Source organism: Streptomyces sp. NPDC050564, assembly GCF_044457265.1.
GTDB lineage: Bacteria > Actinomycetota > Actinomycetes > Streptomycetales > Streptomycetaceae > Streptomyces.
The window spans coordinates 349775-374077 of sequence record NZ_JBITGS010000002.1; the positions used below are offsets into that span (position 1 = coordinate 349775).

The 24303-nt window shown below is 71.0% G+C and carries 22 protein-coding genes and 1 pseudogene; 11 read left to right on the forward strand and 12 right to left on the reverse strand.

Annotation, left to right across the window (positions count from 1 at the left end):
* Positions 1-129: 129 nt before the first annotated feature.
* From ACIBK0_RS05115 to ACIBK0_RS05125, 3 genes are all read left to right on the forward strand, one after another.
* Positions 130-873 carry a glycosyltransferase family 2 protein gene (locus ACIBK0_RS05115; RefSeq protein ID WP_399075743.1) on the forward strand — a complete coding sequence of 248 codons (744 nt, stop codon included), beginning with the start codon at positions 130-132 and terminating at the stop codon, positions 871-873.
* On the forward strand, positions 870-1487 hold the full coding sequence (locus tag ACIBK0_RS05120; protein ID WP_399075746.1) for a DUF2064 domain-containing protein: 618 nt from the start codon (positions 870-872) through the stop codon (positions 1485-1487). The genes ACIBK0_RS05115 and ACIBK0_RS05120 overlap by 4 nt, the downstream gene beginning before the upstream one ends.
* Before the next feature lie 140 nt (positions 1488-1627).
* The gene (locus ACIBK0_RS05125; protein WP_399075748.1) at positions 1628-2392 is read left to right on the forward strand and encodes a class I SAM-dependent methyltransferase; all 765 of its coding nucleotides are present in this window, start codon (positions 1628-1630) and stop codon (positions 2390-2392) included.
* Positions 2393-2714: 322 nt separating this feature from the next.
* Here ACIBK0_RS05125 and ACIBK0_RS05130 read toward each other — a convergent pair whose 3' ends face one another.
* Positions 2715-3968, reverse strand: coding sequence for a molybdopterin-dependent oxidoreductase (locus tag ACIBK0_RS05130; protein ID WP_399075750.1), 1254 nt, complete (start codon positions 3966-3968; stop codon positions 2715-2717).
* 113 nt (positions 3969-4081) lie between these two features.
* Here ACIBK0_RS05130 and ACIBK0_RS05135 point away from each other — a divergent pair, with 113 nt between their 5' ends.
* Together ACIBK0_RS05135 and ACIBK0_RS05140 are read left to right on the forward strand one after the other, a co-directional pair.
* Positions 4082-5521, forward strand: coding sequence for a hypothetical protein (locus ACIBK0_RS05135; RefSeq protein ID WP_399075752.1), 1440 nt, complete (start codon positions 4082-4084; stop codon positions 5519-5521).
* Positions 5522-5872: 351 nt separating this feature from the next.
* Positions 5873-6652 (forward strand): STAS domain-containing protein, encoded by a 780-nt coding sequence (locus ACIBK0_RS05140; RefSeq protein WP_399075754.1) that lies wholly within the window; start codon positions 5873-5875, stop codon positions 6650-6652.
* 106 nt (positions 6653-6758) lie between these two features.
* Here ACIBK0_RS05140 and ACIBK0_RS05145 read toward each other — a convergent pair whose 3' ends face one another.
* The 3 genes from ACIBK0_RS05145 to ACIBK0_RS05155 form a co-directional block, all read right to left on the reverse strand.
* Positions 6759-7910: an HTTM domain-containing protein gene (locus ACIBK0_RS05145; RefSeq protein WP_399075756.1), complete on the reverse strand. Its 1152-nt coding sequence runs from the start codon at positions 7908-7910 to the stop codon at positions 6759-6761.
* Positions 7897-8493, reverse strand: coding sequence for a DUF5819 family protein (locus ACIBK0_RS05150; protein WP_399075758.1), 597 nt, complete (start codon positions 8491-8493; stop codon positions 7897-7899). Before ACIBK0_RS05150 ends, ACIBK0_RS05145 begins: the two co-directional genes overlap by 14 nt.
* Before the next feature lie 371 nt (positions 8494-8864).
* Complete coding sequence (locus ACIBK0_RS05155) at positions 8865-10310, reverse strand: ice-binding family protein (RefSeq protein ID WP_399076047.1); 1446 nt, start codon at positions 10308-10310, stop codon at positions 8865-8867.
* A gap of 566 nt (positions 10311-10876) precedes the next feature.
* On the opposite strand from ACIBK0_RS05155, the pseudogene ACIBK0_RS05160 reads away from it, so the two are divergent.
* The 4 genes and pseudogenes from ACIBK0_RS05160 to ACIBK0_RS05175 all read left to right on the forward strand — a co-directional run.
* Positions 10877-11052: pseudogene (locus ACIBK0_RS05160) on the forward strand (PRC-barrel domain containing protein); the annotation flags it as partial.
* Between the two features lie 74 nt (positions 11053-11126).
* Positions 11127-11270, forward strand: a complete 144-nt coding sequence (locus ACIBK0_RS05165) for a hypothetical protein (protein ID WP_399075760.1) — start codon at positions 11127-11129, stop codon at positions 11268-11270.
* Positions 11271-11461: 191 nt separating this feature from the next.
* Positions 11462-12067: a DUF5994 family protein gene (locus ACIBK0_RS05170; protein WP_399075762.1), complete on the forward strand. Its 606-nt coding sequence runs from the start codon at positions 11462-11464 to the stop codon at positions 12065-12067.
* A 5-nt stretch (positions 12068-12072) separates the two neighbouring features.
* Entirely contained in the window at positions 12073-12288 is a 216-nt protein-coding gene (locus tag ACIBK0_RS05175; RefSeq protein ID WP_399075764.1) for a hypothetical protein, read from the forward strand.
* A gap of 50 nt (positions 12289-12338) precedes the next feature.
* Here ACIBK0_RS05175 and ACIBK0_RS05180 read toward each other — a convergent pair whose 3' ends face one another.
* Positions 12339-12866 carry a DUF5994 family protein gene (locus tag ACIBK0_RS05180; protein ID WP_399075767.1) on the reverse strand — a complete coding sequence of 176 codons (528 nt, stop codon included), beginning with the start codon at positions 12864-12866 and terminating at the stop codon, positions 12339-12341.
* 428 nt (positions 12867-13294) lie between these two features.
* Between ACIBK0_RS05180 and ACIBK0_RS05185 the strand changes: the two genes are divergently transcribed.
* Complete coding sequence (locus tag ACIBK0_RS05185) at positions 13295-14272, forward strand: NADPH:quinone reductase (RefSeq protein WP_399075769.1); 978 nt, start codon at positions 13295-13297, stop codon at positions 14270-14272.
* A 74-nt stretch (positions 14273-14346) separates the two neighbouring features.
* Here ACIBK0_RS05185 and ACIBK0_RS05190 read toward each other — a convergent pair whose 3' ends face one another.
* On the reverse strand, positions 14347-15126 hold the full coding sequence (locus ACIBK0_RS05190; protein ID WP_399075771.1) for a L,D-transpeptidase family protein: 780 nt from the start codon (positions 15124-15126) through the stop codon (positions 14347-14349).
* Here ACIBK0_RS05190 and ACIBK0_RS05195 point away from each other — a divergent pair.
* Positions 15125-15517 (forward strand): hypothetical protein, encoded by a 393-nt coding sequence (locus tag ACIBK0_RS05195; RefSeq protein ID WP_399075773.1) that lies wholly within the window; start codon positions 15125-15127, stop codon positions 15515-15517. The two genes, ACIBK0_RS05190 and ACIBK0_RS05195, sit on opposite strands and share 2 nt — an antisense overlap.
* A gap of 147 nt (positions 15518-15664) precedes the next feature.
* Here ACIBK0_RS05195 and ACIBK0_RS05200 read toward each other — a convergent pair whose 3' ends face one another.
* The 6 genes from ACIBK0_RS05200 to ACIBK0_RS05225 form a co-directional block, all read right to left on the reverse strand.
* Entirely contained in the window at positions 15665-16675 is a 1011-nt protein-coding gene (locus ACIBK0_RS05200; protein ID WP_399075775.1) for a hypothetical protein, read from the reverse strand.
* 726 nt (positions 16676-17401) lie between these two features.
* On the reverse strand, positions 17402-17857 hold the full coding sequence (locus tag ACIBK0_RS05205) for a (2Fe-2S)-binding protein (RefSeq protein WP_399075777.1): 456 nt from the start codon (positions 17855-17857) through the stop codon (positions 17402-17404).
* A 10-nt stretch (positions 17858-17867) separates the two neighbouring features.
* A complete protein-coding gene (locus ACIBK0_RS05210; protein WP_399076049.1) occupies positions 17868-19970 on the reverse strand; it encodes a molybdopterin cofactor-binding domain-containing protein in 2103 nt (700 codons plus the stop codon).
* Positions 19971-20153: 183 nt separating this feature from the next.
* Positions 20154-21725: a serine/threonine-protein kinase gene (locus ACIBK0_RS05215; RefSeq protein WP_399075779.1), complete on the reverse strand. Its 1572-nt coding sequence runs from the start codon at positions 21723-21725 to the stop codon at positions 20154-20156.
* Positions 21726-21888: 163 nt separating this feature from the next.
* Complete coding sequence (locus tag ACIBK0_RS05220; RefSeq protein WP_399075781.1) at positions 21889-23079, reverse strand: hypothetical protein; 1191 nt, start codon at positions 23077-23079, stop codon at positions 21889-21891.
* A 145-nt stretch (positions 23080-23224) separates the two neighbouring features.
* On the reverse strand, positions 23225-24295 hold the full coding sequence (locus ACIBK0_RS05225) for a hypothetical protein (RefSeq protein ID WP_399075783.1): 1071 nt from the start codon (positions 24293-24295) through the stop codon (positions 23225-23227).
* Positions 24296-24303: the final 8 nt, after the last annotated feature.

The following is a 24303-nucleotide window of genomic DNA, read 5'->3' on the forward strand; positions in this document are numbered from 1 at the left end:
GGTCCGTGCCGACCTGCGACCTGGACGTCCGTGATTCGTAAGGAGTCCCGACGTGCGCGTTCGCGACGAGGCCGACGTCCCTGTTTCGTAAGGACCCGAAGTCCGATATTTACCTTTCGCGTTCGTAGGGTGAAGGCCGTGACTGCCCATCCCGCCTGCCCCCCATCGGACCCGGAAGTCGACGTGGTCCTCCCCTGTCTCAACGAGGCCGAGGCCCTGCCCTGGGTGCTCGCCCGCATCCCGCCGGGCTGGCGCGCGCTGGTCGTGGACAACGGCTCCACGGACGGCTCGGCCGAACTGGCCCACGGGCTCGGCGCGACCGTGGTGCGCGAGGCGCGGCGCGGGTTCGGTGCCGCCTGCCATGCCGGGCTGACCGCCGCCACCGCGGACATCGTGTGCTTCTGCGACTGCGACGCCTCGCTCGACCCGGCCCTCCTCGTCCCGTTCGTCCGCGAAGTGCGCGACGGTGGGGCCGACCTCGTACTCGGACGGCGCCGCCCGCGGGACCGGAGCGCGTGGCCCGTGCACGCCCGGGCGGGCAATCTCGCGCTGGCGCGGATGCTCCGGCGCCGCACCGGGCTGCGCCTGCACGACCTCGGCCCGCTGCGGGCCGCCCGCCGCGAGCCGCTGCTGGACCTCGGCCTCACCGACCGCCGCAGCGGCTACCCGCTGCAGATGGTCGTCCGGGCCGCCGACGCCGGCTGGCACATCACCGAGCACGACGTTCCGTATCTGCCGCGCATCGGCACCTCCAAGGTCACCGGCACCTGGCGGGGCACGTGGCAGGCGGTACGGGACATGCGCCGCGTCCTCGCGGAACCGCCGGCGCGCGTCGAGACGCCCGCCCCCTCTCAGGGAGGAACCATCCAGTGACGACTCTCCTCGTCATCGCCAAGGAACCGCGGCCAGGACGGGTCAAGACCCGGCTCACGCCGCCGTTCACACCCCGGGAAGCCGCGCTGCTCGCCGAGGCGGCCCTCGTGGACACCCTGCGTACGGTGGCGGCGACGCCCGCCCGGCGTCGCGTGCTGGTGCTCGACGGAGAGCCGGGAGCCTGGCTGCCGCCCGGATTCGACGTCGTACCGCAGTGCGCGGGAACTCTGGACGAGCGGCTGGCCGCGGCCTTCGCCCGCTGCGACGGACCCGCTCTGCTCATCGGCATGGACACACCGCAGGTGACGCCCGAGCTGCTCACCGTGGACTTCGCCGACTGCGACGCCTACTTCGGGCCGGCCGAGGACGGGGGGTTCTGGGCGCTGGGGCTTGCGGAGCCCGATCCCGAACTGCTGCGGGGCGTGCCGATGTCCACGCCGACGACGGGGGCCGTGCAGCGGGAGCGGCTCGTCGCCGCGGGGCTGCTGGTGCGGGATCTGCCGCGGCTGCGGGACGTCGACACCTCCGCCGACGCGGAGGCGGTCGCCGCGGTCGCGCCCGGTGGGCGGTTCGCCGCGGAGTGGGCCCGCGTGCGGGCGGTGAGCCACCGGTGAGTACGGCACCCGGCGTTCCCCGTGCCGCTGCCGAGCGGGTTTTCGCCCCCTCCGCCCCTACCCTTCCCGTCCCTGGGGGCTCCGCCCCCAGACCCCCGTGTCGGCCTGAGCGGCCTCGTCCTCAAACGCCGGACGGGCTGGTGGGCACCCCTTGGTCCGCGGACCCTTACTCCGACGCGCTCCGTACCGGTCGAGGTCCCCTCTACCTTCGCCGTCCCGACGGCTGGCTGCTCCCGCTCGATGTCGAGCGTTGGTGTGCGCGGGCCGACGCGGTCGACCGGGAGGTGCTGGGGCGGTGCGAAGGGACCGTGCTCGACGTGGGATGCGGGCCGGGGCGGCTGGTCGCCGAGCTTGCGGCGCGGGGGCGGCCCGCGCTCGGGATCGATGTCAGTGAGGCCGCCGTCGCGCACACCGTACGACTCGGCGGGCAGGCGCTGCACCGGTCCGTCTTCGAGCCGCTCCCGGGCGAGGGCCGCTGGGACACCGCTCTCCTCATCGACGGCAACGTCGGCATCGGCGGCGACCCGGCCGCCCTGCTGAGCCGGATGTGCCACGTCCTGACCCCTGACGGACTGTTGATCGCCGAGACCGTCCCGGACGTGGACGTGGACGAACGTGTCGACGTCCACGTCGTCCGCGTCACCGGCGCCCACGACGGCGCCGGTGACGTCGGCCCGGCCTTCCCCTGGGCCCGCCTCGGCACCCCGGCCCTGCTGCGGCACGCGACGCGCGCGGGCTGGCGCCCGGACGGTCAGTGGGCGACCGGCGGCCGCTCCTTCGTCGCCCTGCGCAACCGCCGCAGCCTCCGCACGAGGAGCAGCGCCGAGCCGCCGAACAGCACTGCCGTGATCAGCAGCCAGCGGGACAGGAAGTCGTCGCCCGAAAGGCCGGTCGCGGACCTGTAGTGGTCCGCCAACTGCCCGCTGATCAGCGGAAACCACACCAGTAGCAGGAGAGCGGAGAGCGCCGCCGGGACCCGGACGTAGACCGTCCACTCCCGGCGGCCGACCCCGTCCAGCGTTCCCGTGACGGCCCGGTCCGCTCCCGAGTACAGCGGCACCAGCACCAGGTCGTGCAGCACCGCCAGGCCCACGAACCACAGCGCGACCTCGAACCAGTTGTCGCCGAGCAGCCGCACCCCCGCGTACCCGGCGAGCGCGAACGAGCAGACGAACAGCAGGATCTGGAACGGACTGCCCAGCGCGGGCTTGGTGAAGGGCCGTCTCATCACAGGTCTCCGAACGTCATCCGGGCCACCCACTTGGTGTTGAGCACACCGGGCGCCGCGGGAACGATGATCCGCGCGGGATAGCCGTGGTCGGGGGTCAGCTCCTCGCCGTTGACGAACAGGGCGAGCAGGGAGCGCGGGTCGCGTACCTGGTTGTAGCGCAGGGCGGCCCGGCGGAAGGCCCCGTGCCGCTGGAGCGACTCCACCAGCACGTCGGGCGCCGCGCCCACCTCGTACCCGACGAGCGCCGCCAGATCCCGCAGCCGCACGCCCCGCCACCACTGGTCGGAGGTCGACCAGCCCTCCACGCAGGCGATGGGCAACGCGGAGCTGTGCAGCGGGAGTCGCAGCAGGTCGGCCCGGCTCAGCCGGACCGTCCGGCCGGACCCCTCGACGACCAGCCGCCAGGCTTCCTCGCTCGTCTCGCTCGCGCTGATCCCGCGCGAGGCGGCCGTCTTGTTGATCTGGAACCCGGCGGGGCCGGAGCCCGGTTCGGCGCCGCCGTGCGGGGCGAGCACGGCCGTCTCCCGCAGCGGCCCGTCGAAGCTGTGGCCCGCCGTCGTGACGAACAGGAGCAGCGAGCCGCCGCCGACGAACCCGAGGGCACCGCGCCGCGAGAAGGTGGGCGGGACGGGGTCCGGCGCCACCAACTCATCGCCCTCGTCCGCCGGATGACGCGCGGGACGCTCGTCCTTCAGATGGCGCAGGTTGCGCACCGCCATCGGCACCCGCAGCACCGCGTGCGCCACGAACGCGGCGAAGAACACCCACGCGCCGTAGAAGTGCAGCGGATAGAAGGAACCGGGGAAGATGTAGTCCAGCTGGACGTTGAGCACGCCCGTCGTGAACTCGAAGAGGGCGCCGCCGACCAGCAGGAGCAGCGAGATCCGCTCCAGGGCGTGCGCGAAGGACCGGGCCGGCGGCAGCGTGAACAGCTTCGGCACGACCGACCACAGCTTCGCCAGGAGTACGGGGATCAGCACGATGCCGAGCGTGACGTGGACGCCCTGGGTGAGCCGGTACAGCCAGGACGGATCGGTCGGCCAGGAGAAGAGGTAGAAGCCGAGCAGCCCCTTGTCCGGGGTCATGTCGTTGACCGGCGACAGGTTCGGGTTGTAGGCGGCGTACGACAGGAGACCCGTCACGAACAGCACCGTGATCCCGCCGAGCAGCACGATGCCCAGCACGGAGGTGAACCAGGGGCCGCGCAGCGGACTGCGCCAGAACGCGGGAGACGAGGGAGACCGTGGCATGCCTCGACCGTAGGCCGGGGACACCCCCCGAACGGCTCCGCAAACCATGACGAAACTCTGACGTCCACCCCTGCGGCGGCCCCACCGGACCGCCTCCGGCCTAGCGTGCCGGTGTGAACCGCGATCTTCCCCGCGACCCCCGCGACCCCCGCGACCTCCGCGACCGCCCCCGCGAACCCGCCGCTCTCCCCCGTCACCCCCGCGGCCTTCCCCGCGGTCTTCTCCTCGATCTGTCCGCCGCCCTCGCCGCGGCCCTGCTCGTCACGGCGGCCGTCCTGATCGGCAACTCCATCGAGCACCGCGACGGCACACTGCACGTCAGCTGGCCGCCGCTGTACGCCCACTGGGAACCGCATGTCGGCCCCGGCACTCCGGCCGCGATCGTGGTGGCCGTCGCCGTCATCGCCTACGGGCCGCTGCTCGCCGCCCGGCTGCCGTGGCGCGCGCTGCTGTTCGCCGCCTGGGGTACCGCCATGGCGTGGACGTACTCCCTCGCGCTGGTCGACGGCTGGCAGCGCGGGATCGCCCGACGGCTGACGACCGAGTACGAGTATCTGCAGGTCATCAGCCCGGTCAACCGCTTCCACGACATCCCGGCCGCCCTGCGGGACTTCACCCACCACATTCTGATCCACTCCCCCGACCACTGGCCCGCGCACGTCGCCGGGCATCCCCCCGCGGCCACCCTCACCTTCGTTCTGCTCGACCGGATCGGGCTGGCCGGCGGGGCCTGGGCGGGCGTCTGGTGCATCACCGTCGGGGCGACGGCGGGCGCCGCGGTCCTCGTCACCGTACGGACGCTGGCCGGGGAGGCCCTCGCCCGCCGTGCCGCCCCGTTCCTCGTCCTCGCGCCGGCCGCCGTGTGGATGGGCACCTCCGCGGACGGATACTTCGCGGCGGTCGCCGCCTGGGCCGTCGCGTTCCTCGCCCTCGCGGTCACCGGACACCGACCCCGCGCGACCGGCCTCGCCTCCGGGCTGCTCTTCGGCCTCACCGCGTATCTCTCGTACGGGCTCACGCTGTTCGCGGTGATCGCCTGCGCCGTCCTGCTGCTCGGGCGCCGACGGCTGCACCCCCTTCCGTACGTCGTCGCCGGACTCGCCGTCGTGCCGCTGGTGTTCACGCTGCTCGGCTTCAACTGGTGGGAGGCCTACCGCCTGCTCGTCACCCGCTACTACGAAGGGGCGGGCGGCATCCGCCCGTACGGCTACTGGGTGTGGGCGAACCTCGCGTGCACGGCGCTCATCGTGGGCGCGGCGACGGTGGCGGGCCTGCGCCGGGCGGGCGCGGCCCCCGTACGCAAGGACGTCCGCGGCTGGCTCCGTGTCCCCGCGGCCGAACCCCGGCTGTCGGTCCTGGTGTTCGCCGCCCTGCTCGCCCTCCTCGTCGCCGACCTGTCCGGCATGAGCAAGGCGGAGACGGAGCGCATCTGGCTGCCGTTCGCGATGTGGCTGCTCCCGGCGTGCGCGTTCCTCCCCCGTCCGCGCGCCTGGCTCACCGCGCAGGCCATCCTTGCGCTGCTCCTCAATCACCTGCTGCTGACGGGCTGGTGACCACTCCTCCCGCCGCATGGCCCCCGGACCAGGTAGCGTCCACATCCTGGGAATGGGCCGCTCCGGGCGGTCCGGCGCACGGGGCGAGGACTAGGCTCGTGTGCAGACGTCCCAGACCCCGGCGGCATGTCGTTGCTGAGCACAGATCGCCACGGGGAGCGGGCCCCTTCGCCCGTCACCCGGCGCGTCCCTGGAGGAAACCGGGTGGTCCTCAGTCCTGCTGCGCAGGCTGTCGAGTCGGCCGGCGCCCGCCTCCGCCGAATGTACGCCGCTGCCGGGAGTGGGCCGACAGAGGCCGGGAATCCGGCCCCACCGGGTGCGCTGCCGGATGGTCTTCCGAACCGAGGTGTCATGCCCCTCCCACAGCCCAACATCTTCCGTCACGACGGAAGGAAACGGGCACTGATCACGCTGGCCGGTGAGTTCGACCTGGAGACAGTGCCCCCGGTGCGCGCATCACTGGAACGGTGTCTGCGCGAGGGCATCCGCACCATCGACGTCGACCTCACCCCCGTCACCTTCTGCGACTGCAGCGGCCTCAAGGCCTTCCTCCACGCCTCACAGCGCATCACCGCCATCGGGGGTCGCTGCAACTGCACTATCCACCAACGATGTTGGTTCGAACGATCGGCATCACCGACTGCCAGTTCCTTCTCCAGGTCCTGCCGTTCGGGCGTCTGCCGGCTCCACTCGGGGACGCCCCGGCCACGACCGCTCCGGTCCAGCCGCCCCGGACTGTTCCGCCTGTCCCTGTCCTCTCGGGCGGTGTGGTGTGAAGGCCGGGCCGCATCAGGGACAGTCACGGCAGCCTCGTGGCGACGGGCCGCCTCCCCGGCCCTGCCGAACGCCGCACCCCGGCCCGGAGCGGCTGCTCCCGTCGGCCGAACGGGACACGCTCGCCCAGCGCCTCCAACACGCCCTCAGCATCTTTCCCGACAGCCCGCGTCAGGCGCTGGAAGAGGCCGAGGGTGCATTCGACGAAGCCACCGCCCATGTCGTGAGCACCCTCGCGGAACGGCGGCGTGTCCTCCACGCGGCCGGCAGGACCAGGACCCCGAAGCACCGTCGGGCGAACTCCGGCACGCACTGAGGCAGTACCGCGAGATCACACAACGGCTGCTGCGCATATAGGTGCTCGCCACTCCGCCTCAGGTCAGAACATCTCCGCCGATCCACGAGCAGGCAACCGGAGGAGCTGAGGGGGCGGGTCACGCCCGCCGTCCCTTGCCGGGAGCGGCTAGGCGCGCAAGCTCGACGCCGCGGGCTGCGACGGCAGGAGTGGGGATTCTCCGTGGACCGGAGACCCTGCGTCCCTGGCGTCCGTCCGCAGACCGGCGCGCCGCCACAGCCGTCCCGGAGTCCGGTAGAAGCGGTCCGGCAGGAACACGGCGTCCGCGATGATCATCGCACCGGAGAAGAGCGGCAGTCCCATGAGTACCGCGATACTCAGGTGCATGCCCAACAGCATGGTCAGGACCGGGTATTTGAGCCTGCCGAACAGGACGAACGGGAAGGCGACCTGCAGCAGCACCGTCAGGTAGCAGGCGATGGCGATCAGTACGTCGTGCTCGTCCGCGATGAGGGAGAGCTCGGGCCAGGGCCGGAACAGGCCGAGGTTCAGGACGTAGTGGAGGGCGGTCCCGTTGCCCCAGGAGCTGCCCTGCACCTTGTACAGACCCGCGGACCCGTAGAGGAAGCAGACCTGGGCCGCGATGACGAACATTCCGCAGTTGTGCAGCACGGCCGTCAGGGTCCGCTGGGAAGAGCGGAATTGATGCCGGAGTCCGCCCGCTCCCCGGTCCACCGGCAGGCTCGACGTAGGGCCCGCGCATGCTCGGAGCCGGGTTCTGCGCGCGTCCAGGGACCAGCGACGGCCGCATGCGGTGAAGACGAGGTAGACGGCCATGAGGAGGATGAGGTTGTCTCCTCCGTCGGTCATGAAGATCGCTCTGGCGTGGAACGACGCGACGACGATCGCGAACAGTACGGACACTGCTCCGGTCCGCCAGCCGAGCATGAACAGTGCGGACGTGACGACGGCCAGCACGTAACAGGCCTCGAAGTACGCCTGGCTGTCGGACAGGGTGAGGATGCTGACCCACCCCGTCTGGTCGAACAATTGCCTCGCCAGCTCGGGCGTCCACGGTGACCCGGGACCCCAGATCTCGTCGCGGTGCGGAAACTCGCGCAGCAGGAAGGCGAGGTAGAGAAGTCCGTATCCGATGCGCAAGACCGCCGCGGCGTACAGGGAGACCGGCTGCTCCAGCAGGAGGGTGAGGAGCGTACCGATGCTTTCGGGCACTCGCTGCGGCTTACGTGCCCCCGCCCGCTCGGTGCGGCGTCGCGACGGCGTGGGTGCCGCGACCGAGGTCTGCTCAGCCTGTTGCATGGGGGGCCACCTTCCACCAGGGCAGGTAACGGGTGTCGGAGGGCCCTGGTGGGGCCGCGCCGGGACGGGGGCCGCCCGCTGCGGTCGGCGCGGCGATGGGCAGGGTGATCACCCGCAGTTGGATGGACTCGAATGCGCCGTGGCGATGGGCGGCGACGCGATTCGCTGCGATGTTGCGCAGGTATTGCTGGATCATCAGAGCGCGTTGCGAGCGCGGATGGTCGTCGCCGCCGTGCGTTTCGAGGTAGGAAGTCCAGGCCCGGCGCAGCATGTTCTGCGCTGTATGGCTCGGGAAGGGGTCGTGTTTCACCGCGGCTGTGTCGACGGCGGTCAGGTCGAACCAGCCGCTGACCTGGGCGGTGCCGTCCGGGGCGGAGTGCATGGTCCTTGCCGAAATCTGCCGGTTGACCGACTCCGGGTCCGGGGCGAAGAGCCGCCAGTTCTGCTCGAACAACGGGAAGACCCAGGCGTTGACCTGCCGGCTGTACTGCCAGGAGATGGGATTCGGTGGTGCCACCTGCAGGAATACCAGGAGCACATGCACCAGGGCCGTCGCCAGACACAGGACCACGGCGACTCGCACTCCGGCCCTCAGGGCGACGGGCGGCTCTGAAGGCTCTGGGAACGCAAGAGGTCTCCCGCCCCCGTTCTGTGCGGTCGGCCCAGCGTCGGGCCGGTCCGATTCGTCAGCATCCGCTGATACAACGCCACCCCGCACCGCCTTGTCCGGCCTTTCCGTCCCGACTTCCCTCACCTGCTTCTCCTGAGCTTTCGCCGGCGGCGCGCGACGGAACCGATGACGATCCGCGTCGCACGCCGCCCGTCCTACTCACGCACATGGACGGCTGCCTCCGAGCACTCACCCCGCCGGAGGGGCCCACCGCGTGATTCAGCTACCACTTCGCGAACCCGCAGGACTCACGGGAATCACTCCGTGCCACGCTGCCCGTCGCGCTAAGCACGATCGCCGCCGTGGCCCTCGCCCTTGCCCGGCTTCTCGCCTTGACCCTCGCCCTTGCCCGGCTTCTCGCCATGGCCCTCGCCCTTGCCCGGCTTCTCGCCTTGACCCTCGCCCTTGCCCGGCTTCTCGCCTTGACCCTCGCCCTTGCCCGGCTTCTCGCCTTGACCCTCGCCCTTGCCCGGCTTCTCGCCATGGTCGTGGTCGCCGTTTCCACCGGTTGTGCCCCCGTTGACGCCGCCCGTGGTACCGGCCGTCGTGGTACCCGTCGTTCCGCCCGTGGTACCGGCCGTCGTGGTACCCGTCGTTCCGCCCGTGGTACCAGCCGTCGTAGTACCCGTCGTTCCGCCCGTGGTACCGGCCGTCGTGGTACCCGTCGTTCCGCCCGTGGTACCGGCCGTCGTGGTACCCGTCGTTCCGCCCGTGGTACCAGCCGTCGTAGTACCCGTGGTACCGGCCGTCGTGGTACCCGTCGTTCCACCGGTGGTACCGGCCGTCGTGGTACCCGTCGTTCCACCGGTGGTACCAGCCGTCGTAGTACCCGTGGTACCGGCCGTCGTGGTACCCGTCGTTCCACCGGTGGTGCCACCAGTCGTGGTACCCGTCGTTCCGCCCGTGGTACCAGCCGTCGTAGTACCCGTGGTACCGGCCGTCGTGGTACCCGTCGTGCCACCGGTGGTACCGGCCGTCGTAGTACCACCAGTAGTCTCGCCCCCGCACGGCCCCACGGAGATCGTGTTGGTGTCCAGCGTCACGGCGCCGTCACCGGTACCGCCCGCATCGGCCAGCAACCGGCCGTCGATAGTCGCCCCCGTGGTGGCCGTGATCGAGGTGTGGGCCAGGATGTTGCCCACGAACGTGGAGTTGGTACCGAGCGTGGCCGAGCTGCCGATCTGCCAGTACACATTGCACGGCGAGGCGCCATTGGTGAGGACTACTCGGCTGGCGGATCCCGTTGTCAGCGTCGAACCGACCTGGAACACCCAGACGGCACTGGGGTCGCCCAGGGCGTCCAGGGTGAGTGTGCCGTTGATTCCTGCGGAGACGTCCGCCTTGTAGAGACCCGGCTTCAGCGTCTGCTCACCGAAGTCGTGGGGATCGTCGTTGTACTCCGCAGTCGGCGAAACCTGTCCGGCGGCCTGGTTGTACGCGTTGGTCAGGTCGGCCTTGGCTTGGCCAGCCATGTCATCGGCAGAGTGCAGAGCCCCGGGCGGGGTCACAGTGCCGGGCCCGGTCGGGGTCGAAGGGAAGAATCCGGTGATGGCCGTCCCGGGGCTCACGCCGACGTTCAGACCGTTGACCACCGTGGGACCGGTGTTGGTGACCGTCGCACCAGCCAGTACTCCGAAACTGGCTGCCGTGCCCAGAGGCACAGGGCTGGCAACGGCATTTGCACGTGTCGGCGTCAGCGCGAGGACAGCAGCGGCGATCACCACGGCCATCACCGCCGCGATCCAGACTGACATTGTGCGCCGTAGAGGCGCGGCAGGAATATTCAGCGTCATCGAGGAGCCAGCTCCTGTGAGGGGATGGTGACGAATTTTGGCGGTTCTCGGCCGCACAGAATCGCCCGATTCCGTGCGGCTGGCATATTACTCAGGAAAGAGATCTGAGCATGATTCATTCGGGTGATTACGCCGAGCTGACGAATGGATCGCGAAATGCATAAGTAATACTTAATGGGCCGAATGGAGCTGCTTACCGGTACCGGACCGCCAGAATGGCCATGGAATTCAAAGCGCGACTCCCTTGGCGGCGACAGCGTTGAGGGCATGTCCGATCGTGTTTCATACCGAAAGAAAATCGCCCATGCTCTACATGCGGAAACCGGAGGTAAACGTCTGTGGCATGCGCGAGCCGCACAGGCCGCAGTATTATTGATTCCGGGTCGGTTCACTCTCACGTGTAATCGCCCGGAAGGGCGGCTCCGGCGTGTTCACGCCGGAGCCGTTGGCCAAGGGAGCGGGCGTGGTCCAGGCAGCCGATAGCCGTGAGTGGCGCAACCGTGGCAATCCTCGGGCCTGACTTCCTCAAGGTCTCCTACGCCAAGAGCCTGGTGAAAAGATCCCCTTCGATCGGCACGGACGCGTCCTGACCACCGAGCAGGAGGAAGCGGTCTTCCAGCATTACGGCATGACCTACCAGCCGGGCGCGAACGGCGAACGCCAAGTCACGCGCCGCTGAGCGACAGCACCCAGTCCAGGTGAGTCCAAGGGAGGCGTTCGGGCGATGGTGCTCTTCCTGCTCTGCTCGTCCTCGTGGCCGTTTTCCTGGGAATCGTCGGCGTGGCAGCCGAGGGCCTGCGCTATCTGCTGATCATCGGCATCGTGCTCCTCGCGGCCGATGTGGCCATCGCCTCCGTCCGATGGTCCGGGCGTGCCGGCCGTCGTCCCCTCCGCTGAGGGTGGGCAATGGGCGACCGAGCGTCCGGAACGCCCTTGAACTCGCGCCACCGTAACGGTTCGTCGGACCCTGGCCAGGAGTATCCTGCAAATACCGAGACCACTTCGTACACCCGCCTTCACGCCCGTGTCGCTCTCGGCGAGTCACAACACCGGGCCGGTCATGACCGGCCCGGGGCGAGGTCCGCGTCATGACCGCAACCACGTTCCACGAACCCGCGGTCGAAGACCGGACCTTCTCTTCTTCTTCGCCGTTCCTTCGGCTCCAGCTGGCGCCGACCGGCACTGCCCCTGCCTTGATCGACGGAGCATGGTGGCCCCGCTCGCGCGATCTGATGGCTGAACTCCCCGCGCTCATCGCGGTTTTGGACCCGCACCGGGGGCGGATCACCCACGTCACCGTGAACCCCACGTTCTGGCCGGTCATCCCCTGCAAGGTTCCCGTCCAGGGCCATGTGGTGAAGGTCGGCTGGTTCAAGGCCGAGCAGGACCCGCACAAGCTGCTCCTGTTCTCCTACACCGCGGACCGCTGGGACCTGCTGGTGATCCCACCCGAGACCAGCGCCGTCACGGCCGCCCGGCTAATGTCCACGGCCACGGATCCGTCGCGCAGTCTCACCGCGAGCAGCCTGATCAAGGAGGCCGAGTTCTTCCGGATCGCGGCCGAGGCCGACTGGGACTCGACCCGGGAGATGGTCTGGGACTCCGAAGGCGGGCATGACGCCCGTCGTACGCCCTCTCGGGGCCCTGCCGGGGCCGTCATCGACCACGGACCGATTCCAGCTCAAGGAATGTGACAGGCATGGAGACCTTCGCGACCGTCATCATGGTCCTGGCGATGATCGCCCTGGGCGCATTCGCGATTCAGCTGTTCACCACGAGCCACGACCACCGCATCGCGACCCTGCCTTCCGGCCGGTCCCGCCCGCCGGAGAAGGATCCCCGGCGAACCACTGCGGCACGTACCGCGATGAGTGGACTGTGGCGGTTCCGGCCGTGGCGTCGTACCGAGAAGTGAGTTCTGACGACGTGCCGTCCCGCCTTCGGATCCCTGCAACTACCCAGGTGTCAGGGCGTTTTCCGACCCTCCCGGCTCGCCTGAGAGTCTTCCGTGGTGATCGGACGGGCTCGATCGGTACCCGTGTCGATGAGGATCTGTTCGGCCTGCGTGAGGTTGTCGGCGTGGACGGCTCTGGCCATCGCGGCGCGTGCCGCCTCGGGCGTCGCGTGCGGCGGGACCACGAGCAGGGAGAAGTGGTCCTGATCGCCCCGGGTGATGAGGACGGTGTCGTCGCCGACCGGGAAGGAGTCGATGTGCACGACGCGGCCGTCGATGATCAAGCGCGTCGGCATCTCTTCCCAGGCACTGGAGTCCAGACCGACGCGCGTGACCGGCCCGAGGTGCTCGGTCAGCGCGGCAATCAGGCCCGGAAGCTCGGCACCGATGTCGCGGGAACGGGGCCACCACGCACCATCGAGAATTCCCTGACGGTCGTGAGTCGTCTCCAGCCGCAGAAAGGCCGTCCCGGGCTTGACGGCTTCGTGGATGGCGTCCGGCAAAAGCTTCGTCACGCGTGGAGAGTCGGAGTGGGACATCGCGCTGGCCTGTCTGCGGGGATTTCGGTAGCTCACAGCTCGCGTGCGGCGGCGGTGTGGCTGCCGGGGAAACCGCAGGGGCTTCCTCATTTCACGGTACTCCTCGCTTCTCCCACGGCCGGGACTCGCCCGCTCGCTGCCCCCCAGGTCCCGAGGAAGTCGCTGGTCACGCGTGGGGCTCGGGGCCCGTCGGAGTCGTCCGGCGACACCGTGAACACGACGACGTACGGGCCCTGGAAGTACCTGTACTTCTCCAACTAGCCGTCACCGCCGAACCTCCCGCCCGCGCCTCGCCCGACCGGTGACGCGCGGGCGGCTCACTTCGGCCGGTCGACACGCTCACGCTCCGACCCGGACTCCACGCGCGGGGGCCGTGATCCGCATACGCTCGACGGGCACACGCGCCGACAGACCACGGAGGTCCGCAGATGCTCGCGTCCTGGTACGACCGGCAGGGCCCGGCGGCTGACGTGCTCCAGGTCGGCGAGCTGCCCGATCCCGAGCCCGGCCCCGGCGAGGTCCGCGTCCGCGTCACCGTGTCGGGCGTCAACCCCGGCGACACGAAGAAGCGGCGCGGCTGGCTCGGTTCGTCGATGCCCTTCCCCCGGGTGGTCCCGCACAGCGACGCGGCCGGTGTCGTCGACGCCGTCGGCGAGGGGATCGACGCACACCGCATCGGGCAGCGGGTATGGGTGCACGGAGCCCAGTCCTACCGGCCGTTCGGGACCGCGGCCCAGTACACCGTGGTGCCCGCCCCGCAAGCCGTGCCGCTGCCCGACCAGCTGAGCGACGAACTCGGCGCGAGTCTGGGCATCCCCGGGATCACCGCGCACCGCACGGTGTTCGGTGACGGCCCGGTCGACGGCAGGACCGTGCTGGTGCACGGCGTACTCGGCGGCGTCGGCTCACTGGCCGCGCAACTCGCCCGCTGGGGCGGCGCGACGGTGATCGCCACCGTGCGGCGCGGCGAGGACCTGGACCGCGTCGACCCCGCCGTGGTGTCCCACGCCGTCGCCCTCGACCGGGACGACCCGGCCGAGGCCATTCGCGCGTACGCGCCCGACGGGGTGCACCGCGTCGTCGAGGTGGCCCTGTCCGACAACGCCGACCTGGACACCGCGGTCGTCGCGAACGACGCGGTCGTCGCCGCCTATGCCACCCGCGACGACCGGCCTCGACTTCCCTTCTGGCCCCTGCTGTTCCACAACGTGACCCTGCGTCTGCTGGGCAGCGACGACTTCCCCGCCGAGGCGAAACGACAGGCCGCCCGCGACCTCACCGCCGCGGCCGCCGTCGGCGCCCTCACCGTCGACGTCGGCGACCGCTACCCGCTGGACGAGATCGCCCGCGCCCACGACCGCGTCGACGCCGGCGGCCGCGGCCGGGTGCTGGTCACCGTCCCCTAGGTCCTGTCGTACGTCCTCGACTGGTCCTCTCGTACGTCCTCGACAGGTCCTGTCGTACGTCCTCGACCGGGGCGTCAGCGGGCGAGGGACTCGGCGTCCCCCATGACGATCACCGGGTGCCGGCCGGGATCGAGCGCGCGCAGCAGCTCCTTCATGTGCTCCCGCGCCAGGCTCACGCAGCCGTGCGTGGGGCCGCCGTGGTCGACGTGCAGCCAGATGCCGCCGCCCTTGCCCGCGCCGAGGGGGCGGGTCCAGTCGAGGGGGGAGGTGCCGGGCCGGTGGTTGTAGTCGATCGCGACGACGTAGTCGAAGGAGCCCGCGAGCGGCTCGCCCTCGAACCCGGTGCCGCCGACGGCGAAGCCCCCCGACCGGTCGTACGGCAGGTCGGTGCCGGGATCGGGCCGCAGTCCGCCTGCGTCGGTGAGGCCGAACACACCGATGGGCGAGCGGAGATCACCGGCGTGGTGATCGTCCGTCCAGCCCCTGAGGGCGTTGTGGGCCGGCCAGGTGGCTCCCGGCTGCCAGCCGGCGCCGGTGCGCCGGTACAGCACCACCCGGGACCTCGGGGAGTCCTTGCCCCGGCCGGTGACCAGGACGACCTGTCGCGCGTTCCCGGGTATCTCGGCCAGCGTCGCGGGGCCCAGGCCCGGCAGCGGCGCGGGGACGGCCGCGGGGGACGCTTCGTCGGCCGCGGAGGACTGCCGGGGCATGGCTTGTGTCGTGCCGCGGGTGCCGAGGGCTTCAGGGGCCGATTCGGCGGCCCCGGCGCCCGCGCATCCGGCGAGCGTCACGGACAGGACCAGGGCTGCGGCCGCCATCCCCACGGGGACCGGACGACTGGTTGATGAAGCCATGATCGACAGCCTGGACGAGACATGTGAGGAACTGGTCAGGGTGCGGCGGCCAGGGCACGCCGATCACCTCGGCCCGGCCGAGGCGCTCGCGTACGCGAGCGCCCTGGAGACGGCGAACGCGTCCGGCCGGCGGCAGCTGAAGGACCGGGTGCACGCCGCCTCCCGGGCCACGGACCGAGCCGGCGTCGCGCTCGCCGATCCGGTCTCGGATCCGGTGGGCCGGCTCCGGTCGACCGTCGGCAATCCGGCCAAGGCCCTGACGGGTGCGCTGGGCACGGTGACGGACCTCCTGTCGCCGGTGCGGCGCGGTCGGCGGACTGCTCGGCGGCGTGATGTCGGCGGTTCCGGCCCTGCCCACCACATGACCGGACCAGCCCGAGGGGGTCGGTGAGTACACGATGGGCGCTGAAGCTCGGCCTTCCGCGCCCCACCGCGGTCCGAGGGATACGGCGACGACGACGAACGTCGGTCAGTCGGTGCTTGGTCACGAGCTCTGCCGCAACTCGCTTACGAGTTCTGTCCGTTGGTCAACGGATGGTCACGTCTCCGGGTCTCCCGTGCGCCCTCCCCGGGCGGCCAGGACCTCCTGTCGGGCCTTGCGCCTGCGACGGCGCCGCCAGTACCAGAGCCCGCCGACCGCGGCGGACGCCGTCGCCAACGCGATGCCGAGAACCGGCCAGGAACTGTCGGCGATACTCAGGCCGGTCCTGACGATCACGACGGTCAGGACGAGCGGCAGGAGGACGGAGAGGAGCGCGCGGAGCGCGCCCGCCAGTACTTCCGGTTCGAGGCGAGTGATCCGGCGGCGCGGGGCCGGCGTGATGTCGGCGGAGTAGTGGGCCAGGGCGCGGCCGGCCAGCTGGGCGTCGCCGCGCCGGTAGGCCACCGCCATGTACGGGAGCCAGACGAGCGGGGCGACCAGCCCCACCAGGAAGACCACCCCCAGGAGCAGCAGGCGCCCGGCCTGGACCGCGATCCGGCGCAGGCGCCGCACCTCGCCCTGTCCCCCGCCGCCCGTCGTCAACAGGCCGAGCAGGCGGGCCATGCGCAGGGTGACGTCCCAGAGGGCCGTCCATCGCCTCCGGCGCGCGGCGGGTGCGGCACGGGGGACCCGCGCGAGCGCGTTCTGAGCCTGCCGCGTGTCCTCGTACACGCCCTGAATGACCAGGAGTTCAGCGGCCCTGGCGTGAGCCGTGGGGTCGCGGCCGTCCAAGGCAGCCAACTCCAGTACCGTACGCGCCTGCCGGAGCAGCGCGGCACAGAAAGCGACAGGGATGAACACAAGGAACGGGCCGCCCACGAACGCGCCCTCCGTCACGACGGCCCGTCGGCCGCGGGCGATCACCCGGGCGCGGAGTTCCGGGGCGGTCGCGTCGGGATGGTCCCGCCGCAGCCGGGCGACGGATTCGGGCACGCCCGGGCCCATCCGACGGACGGCGAAGGCAGCGAGCAGTTCGGGAAGGTGCCCGGGGTCGCCGAGGATCGATGCCAGCAGGCACCGTTCGGGATAGGCCTCGGGGGAGTGGCGGTCGGGGGAGGGGGCGGTCACCGGCGGGTCCTCCGACCGGGAACGACGGGGTGTCGCTGCGCTCGGCGGGGAACGGCGCGGTAGCGGTGGCTCCCTCTACCGGGAGCGGCGCGGTACCGGTACCGCGCTCGATCGGGAGCAGCGCGGTATCGACACTTCCCTCGATCGGGAGCAGCGCGGTACCCGTACCGCCCTCGACCGGCAGCGACGGAGCACCAGTGGCCGTGGTCGCGAACGGCAGGGTACGGGCCTGGGCCGGGAGCAGCCGGATACCAGCAGCTCCCTCCACCGGCAGCGACAGAGCACCGGCGGCACCGGCGGCGGCGGCACCGGTCAAGAGAGGTCGGGTGCAGGCGCCCCGGACACATCCGGCCGCGAGGGCCCGCCGTGATCGGAGCGTCCGGGTGCGACATAGCTCGTATCTAGCACGAAATGCCGCTCGTCGGGCTCCCGGCGGGGCCCGGGTTCCAAAGGGCGCACCCCCGGGCGGAGGTGGCGACGCAGCCGCAGACTGGGGGGCAATCAACACCAGGCAGCGGTGCAGTCGGCGCAGCCCCGGCCGGGGGTCCATGCGGGGAACCCCACGGCAGGATCCGAGGCCCGGACCCACAGCGGGATCCGGGGCGCAGCCCCACGGCCCAGCCCCACAGCGCAGCCCGGAACGCGCCGAGCGCGCCGGCCCTTCCAGGCGGCCGGCGTGCCGGCCGCGCCCACGGCCGCCGTGGTCGTCGAGCAGCGTCGGGGCGCTCAGCCCTGGGCGGAGGCCTTCTTGATCGCCTCGCGGATCCGGGAGTACGTACCGCAGCGGCAGACGTTCTCGATGCGGTCGATGTCGGCGTCCGTCGGGCTGGACGTCTTCTTGAGAAGGGCCGCCGCGGCCATGATCTGCCCGGGCTGGCAGAAGCCGCACTGGGCGACATCGCAGTCGAGCCAGGCCTGTTGGACCGGGTGCAGCGTGTCGCCGTCGGCCAGGCCCTCGATGGTGGTGACCTTGCGGCCCGCGCAGTCCGCGACCGGGACGACGCAGGGCTGGACCTCCGCCCCGTCGAGGTGGCTGGTGCAGGCGCGGCAGACGCCGACCCCGCAGCCGTACTTGGGCCCCGTGACGTCCAGCATGTCGCGCAGGACCCACAGCAGCGGCATGTCGGCCGGCGCCTCGACGGTGACCGGCTTCCCGTTGAGCAGGAACGAGTAGGAGGGCATCGGCACCGTCTCAGAAGTTGATCGGGAATCGGCGGGGGCGGGTACCCGTCGCGCGGGCGTAGGCGTTGGCGACGGCACCCGCCGCCGCGGGGACGCCGAGTTCGCCCGCCCCGCCGGGGTCCCGCCGGGAGGGCATGATGTGCGCCTCGAAGTGCAGCGGAGCGTGCCGCTGGCGGGCGTAGTGGAAGTCGGCGAAGCTGCCCTCGCGGACGGCGCCCCGGTCGATGTGCAGGCCCGCTTGCAGCACGGTGGAGATGCCGTCGGCGGCGGTGCCCATGAGCTGGGCCTCCAGCCCGCGCGGATTGACGGCCGTTCCGACGTCGGCCGCCATCACCACCTTGGTCACCCGGGGTTTCTTCGGGTCGGTGGCGTCGATCTCGACCAGACAGGCCACGCAGGAGCCGTACTCCTCGTGGACGGCCACGCCCTGGGCCTGGCCGGCCGGCATGGTTCGGCCCCAGTCCCCGGCGCTCGCGACCTTGTCGAGCACGGCCTTGACCGTCTTGCTCCTGAGCGTCGTACGCCGGAACACGACCGGGTCCTCGCCCAGACTCCCCGCGACCTCGTCGACGACGATCTCCTCCGCGGTGCGCATCGTCCCGGAGTCCACCGAGCGCCAGGCGCCGAGGGGCATCGCCAGCTCCACCCCGCCCGAGTCCCCGGAGACGCGCCCGAAGTTGTACAGGCCGCTGTCGCTGGGCAGCGGGTCCGCCGCCCGGGAGCCGGAAACGGCGCCGGTGACGCCGCCCTGGGCGGCCGGTCCCTCCCGCTCGTAGGACTCGTTCACCGAGGCCATCATGTGGGTGAAGGCCACCACCCTGCCGCCCGCGTGGCTGGCGCGGATCCGGTGGTGACTGGCCGGACGCATCCTGCCGTGCCGGATGTCGTCGTTGCGGCTCCACATCAGTTTCACCGGCCGGTGTGCCGCCTTGGAGATCAGGGCCGCCTCGATCGCCGCGTCGAAGTTGAGCCGCCGTCCGAACGAGCCGCCGCCCCGCGTGACATGGACCCGTACCTTGGACGCCGGGAGCCCTACCGCCGAGGCGATGCTGTCGCGCGCGTCCATCGGCGTCTGAGAGGAGAACCAGAGCTCGGCACGGTCGGCGCGCACGTCCGCGACCGCGGTGAGCACCTCCATCGGGGCATGGCTGACGAACGCGAACTCGAACTCGCCCGTCACCTGCCTCGTTCCGAGCAGCGGCGTCCCCAGCGCGGGAACGGCGGCCCGCAGCCGGGACCGGATGGCCGCGTCGGACAGGGCCGCGAGCGGCCCGGCGGCCCAGGTGATCCGCAGGGCGTCCCTGGCCTTGAAGGCGTGGTGGAAGGATTCCGCCACCACGGCCACGCCACCGGCGATCCTGACGACCGCGTGGACGCCCGGCAGGGCACGGGCCGCCCGGTCGTCGACCGAGACCACCTTCCCGCCGAGCGTCGGCGGCCGCGCCACCACGGTGGGCTTCGCTCCGGCCACCGCCAGGTCCCCGGCGTACTTCACCTTGCCGGTGACGATGTCCCGCGCGTCGATCCGCGTCGTCGGCCGCCCGATCACCCGGTGCTCGGACGCCGGCTTGGGCCTGGTCGACACGGCGGGCCGGTGGATCTTGGCGGCGCTCTCGGTCAGCGACCCGAAGGTGGCCGTACGCCCGTCGGGGGCGATCACCATCGTGTCCCGGGTACGCAGCAGCCGCGGCGACAGATGCCAGCGCCGCGCGGCCGCGGTCACCAGCTTGGCGCGCGCGGTGGCGGCCAGCTCGCGGGCGGGGCCGTACAGCGAACCGACCGAGTTGGAGCCGCCGGTGTACTGGTTCCCCTTGGTCCGGGCCTCGGCGAGCGGGATCTGGACGTCGGCGAGCCGGGCGTCGAGCTCCTCGGCGATCATCATGGCGACCGCGGTCGTGATGCCCTGGCCGACCTCGACGCGCGGCAGCCGGACGACCACCTTGTTGGCCGCGGTGACCTCCAGGACCAGCATCTCCTCGTCGGTGCCTGTCACCAGGACGCCGGACGGGGTGCGGACGCCCGCCGCGGTGGGCTCGACGCCCTCCGCCGAGGATCCGTCGCAGCCGAGCGGCGCCGCGACGGTCAGGGTGGACGCCGCCAGCGTGTAGACCATGAACCTGCGGCGGGACAACTGACGGGCCACCAGACAGTCCTCTCCGAGCACCCGGGTTGGTTCGACTGTTCTCTAGGAGGGGCCAGTCCTCTTCCGGGTTGCGTACCCGGAGAGTTGATTTGAACTCGCACGCCGCCCTCCGCTCACCCGAAGGTGTGCTTCGGTGTGCGGCCGGTGCCCGTTTCAGTCCGCGCGGAAGCCGGCCTTCACCTGGTCGAAGACCGGGCGGTACTTGTCCCAACGGGCCTCGGGCGCCGAGAGGTAGATGTCGTACTCCCTGCCGCCCTCCTGCCCGAAGCCCAGGTCGATGGCGCGGAACGTCCGTACCTGCCCGTTGAAGGTGAACTCCCAGACCGCCGCGGCCTTCCCCTGGAAGGTGGTCCGCTCCATCCGGATCTTCCGGTACGTGGAGTAGTTGACCTTGGTGTTCGCCTCGATGTTCTTGAAGTGCGACTCGGGGTTGGGGCCCGCGGGGTCCACCGTGCCGATGGTGAGGTCCACCAGACGGGACGGGTCGACGTAGGTGACCTGCTCGGAGCTCGGATTGGTGCGCTTCCAGCCGTCCGGGACGGGATAGGAGGCGCCCAGCGTCTTGTCCTCGACGAGGTGGAAACCCTTGGGGACGTGCGTGGCTATGGGCGTGGACGCGGGCGTGGACGTGGACGCCGCCTCGGTGCCGTGCGTGCGCGAACCGCTGTCCCGGTGCGCTATGTACAGCCCACCCGCGACGGCCGCGCCCGCGGCGGTCACGGCGACCGCGCTCACGAGGAGCCCGCGGCGCTTGCGACGGCCGCCCTTGTCCTTGTTCCTGCGGCGACCGCTGCCATCGTTGTCGACGGGCGCGGGATCCGACGGCCGCGTGGGCAGGGAACGCGTCGGTGCCGGCTGTGGCCGCGGCCTCGGCTGGGACAAGGGCTGCGTCTGCAGCTGCGTCGGCGCCTGCGACGTCACCACGCGCAACGCCCGCTCCGTTTCCTCCATCGACGGCCGCTCCGCCGGCTCCTTGGCCAGCAGGGCCTCGATGAGGGGTTCGAGGGCCCCGGCCTGCTTCATGGGGGCGAGCGGGTCGACGACGATGGCGTACGCCGTCTCGACGGCCGTGTCCTTGCGGAACGGGGGCCGTCCCTCGACGGACTGGTACAGCGTCGCACCCAGTGCCCACAGGTCCGCGGCGGGACCGGAGTTCCGGCCCTTCATCCGCTCGGGGGCGATGTAGTCGATCGACCCGACGATCTCGCCGGTCTTCGTCAGCGTCGAGGTGCCGCTCGTCATGGCGATGCCGAAGTCGGTGAGCACGACGCGGCCGTCGGCACCCAGTAGTACGTTGCCGGGCTTGACGTCGCGGTGCAGCACCCCGGCCGTGTGCGCGGCACGCAGCGCGGCGATCATGCCGAGGCCGACGCGAGCGGCCTCGGCGGGCGCGAGGAGCTCGCCGCTCTTGAGCAGCGCGTCGAGGGTGGTCGAGGGGACGTACTCCATGACGATGCAGGGCAGCCCCTGGTCGTCCACGACGTCATGGACGACGACCACGTTGGGGTGGGCGATACGGGCGGCGCTGCGCGCCTCGCGGCGGGTGCGCTCGTAGAGGGTGGCGAGCTCGTCGTCGGTCAGATGCGGCTGGACGTGCAGCCGTTTCAGGGCGACCTGGCGGCTCAGCACCTCGTCCTCGGCCCGCCATACGGTGCCCATGCCACCGCGGCCGATGTGGTCGATCAACCGGTAGCGCCCGGCGACCAGCCGCCCCTCGTCCGACACTGCGCGCCCCTCGCCGACGTTCCTGGCTGTCCTGGTGGTCTTTCCTGGTGTTCGATGCGCGTCTACACGCAGCGACACCATAGTCGCCGCGGCTTTCGGGGACTGTGGCGCAGGCCATGCGGAAGGCAGGCCCGGCCCGTCAGTCGGCAAGGACCAGGCGCCTTCACTTGTCTGCGGTGATGGCTGCCGGTGGAGCGACGTCCTGGGAAGTGGGCCGACTCAGGGAGGTGGGACGCGGTGCGGGAAGGTCCGGCTGGAACCGCCCCCACAGGGAGTTGGCCGCGAAGTGGAGGAAGTTGACGGTCACGATGGCGGGAGCGACGATCGCGACCGCCTCGGGAAACATCGGTTGGAGCGACAGGGCAAGAATGACGGCGGTCACTCCGTTCTGCTGGCCCAGGGCCAACGAGACACGGTCCACCCGGTCCAACCTACGGGCCAGCACCGTACCCACCGCGATCTGCGCACCGTACGCCGCCGCGCCCAGCGTCAGGCCGTAGGCCACGTCGATGCCCCCGACCAGGAGCAACCCCAGCGTGAAGGCCGCTGCCAGGTAGGCCCCCTGCGTGACCCGGTCGATCTGCCGCTGGAGCGCCGGAGGCCGGAAGAACAGCCCGACGACGGCGATGCCGAGCATGAGGGTGAACGCGGCGGCCACCACGAGCAGGACGAGTACGGCCACCGCCTGCAGCGTGCGGACCCCCAGTGACGGGTCCCCGGTCCCCGTACGCCGCCGCACACCACGCAGCACCAGCCACACGGCCGCGGCCCCGGCCACCAGCGCGGCGTTCCACCCCAGCTGCGCGGCGTAGTCCAGCAGATCGCGGCCCGACATGGCCGCCATGCCGCCCGCGCCGGGGGAGCCGTGCAGGGCGCGCAGGGCGATGGGCGCGGTGTAGGCGGTCAGCAGCACCGTGACCGGGTCGTCGAAGGATGCCCAGACGGACAGGACCGTCTTCCCGCGCGGGGTCATCCGGGAGGAGTCACGCAAAGCGGCGACGGACAAGGGGTCGATCTGTGCGACCGCGACGGCGAGGATCAGGTACGCGGGATCGTCCAGTACCCACCAGAGGACCAGGGCGATCAGCGCGGCCTTGGCCACCACTCCGACGGTCACGGCGAGCAGCAGGAGTCTCAGATCCTCGCTCGCCTCACGCAGCGAGATCCCCGAGGTGCTGCCGTACAGCCCGACGGCCAGGAGCAGCATGGTGAAGAAGAGATAGAGCGGGGAACCGCTGAGGTCCCCGGTCCCGGCACCGGCCCCGGTCGCCCAGCCGACCCCGATGATGCCGCACAGGATCCAGAGGTGTTTCGTGGCGCCGAGAAAGCCCCGGAGGACCGTGCCCGATGCCATGGGAATCACCCCCGTCCGACACTTTGATCACCGCTGCACCGATGACTTTAGAGTTCTCTCGTCCATCGGGACCCGAGAACAGGTAATTGTGCCGTAAAGCGAGCAGAAACCCTCTCATTGAGAGAGCACGCGACCAGTCACTCCGTCAATTACGGTTGCCCTCACCTTCTTTGAGGAGGTGGCGTACCGAATGGCACAGCATATTCATGCGAAGATCCGCATGGGACACGCGGTCCTGGTGCAGCGTCACGCCGAGCAGAAAAGGACCGTCCCCCGCGGCGAAATAGTAAAGCGCCCCTTCGTCCACGTCGAGCACCGTCCGGGTCAGCCGTCCCGGCAGCACCGCTTTCAGCGAGTGGTCCAGCCGAGCCACGACGAAGGGCAGTCTGCGCGCGATGTCCTGGTAGCGATCACGGCGCCCCGGACGGCTTATGTTGCGGAAGTAGGGTGCCAGCGTGGTCAGTTCGAGGACGTCGGCGGAGAGGAACCCGCAGGCGGGGTCGACGTAGGCCGCGTAGTGGAGATCCTCGGCGGACAGCGCCGAGATGCACGCCTCGCGCACTCGGGCCGAATTCGGCCCGAGGATACCGAACCGTTCGAAGTGGAGCGCGTCCTCGGTCGTGGACGGCCCGGGAACCGTCGCGGATCCGGACCGCGGCCCCTCCTTGGACTTCTGCGTGTCCTCCTCGAACCCGCCGTAGTTCAGACCGCGTTGCCGCAGCAGCTCGCCGAACCGGGTGGCGAGTCCGGCCATGGCCCGGTCGCCCGACTCGTCGTTGTCCCGCCCCAGCGAGACACCGGTCAGATACTCGCCCGGCCGGACGTAGTAATGGAAGACGGATGCTTCACCAAGGCGCAGTACGGTCCGGATCAGCCGTCCGCTCTCCACCGGGCGCAGCGCCCGGTCCATGCGCCCCAGCAGGAAGTTCAGCTGCCGGCCCACACGGATGTAGAGCTCGCGGCTGGATCTGGTGTCCGTGCCGGCCGGGAGCGAGCCCGCCTGCCGCAGGCCGTCCAGGATGTCCACCGAGTAGTTGTAGACCCCGCGGTGGTAGGCGGCCACATGGTGCAGCCCGTCGGGGCGCAGCGTCTGCGCGCACATGGTGATGAACTCGTCGCTGTCGGCAGTGACATGAGCGGCTCTGTGGTGTGCGGGAGTCATGACCGAGGCGCTCCCCGCCGGGGCATCGGAGCGGCTGTCGTCCGCGGTGTCCATCACTCCCC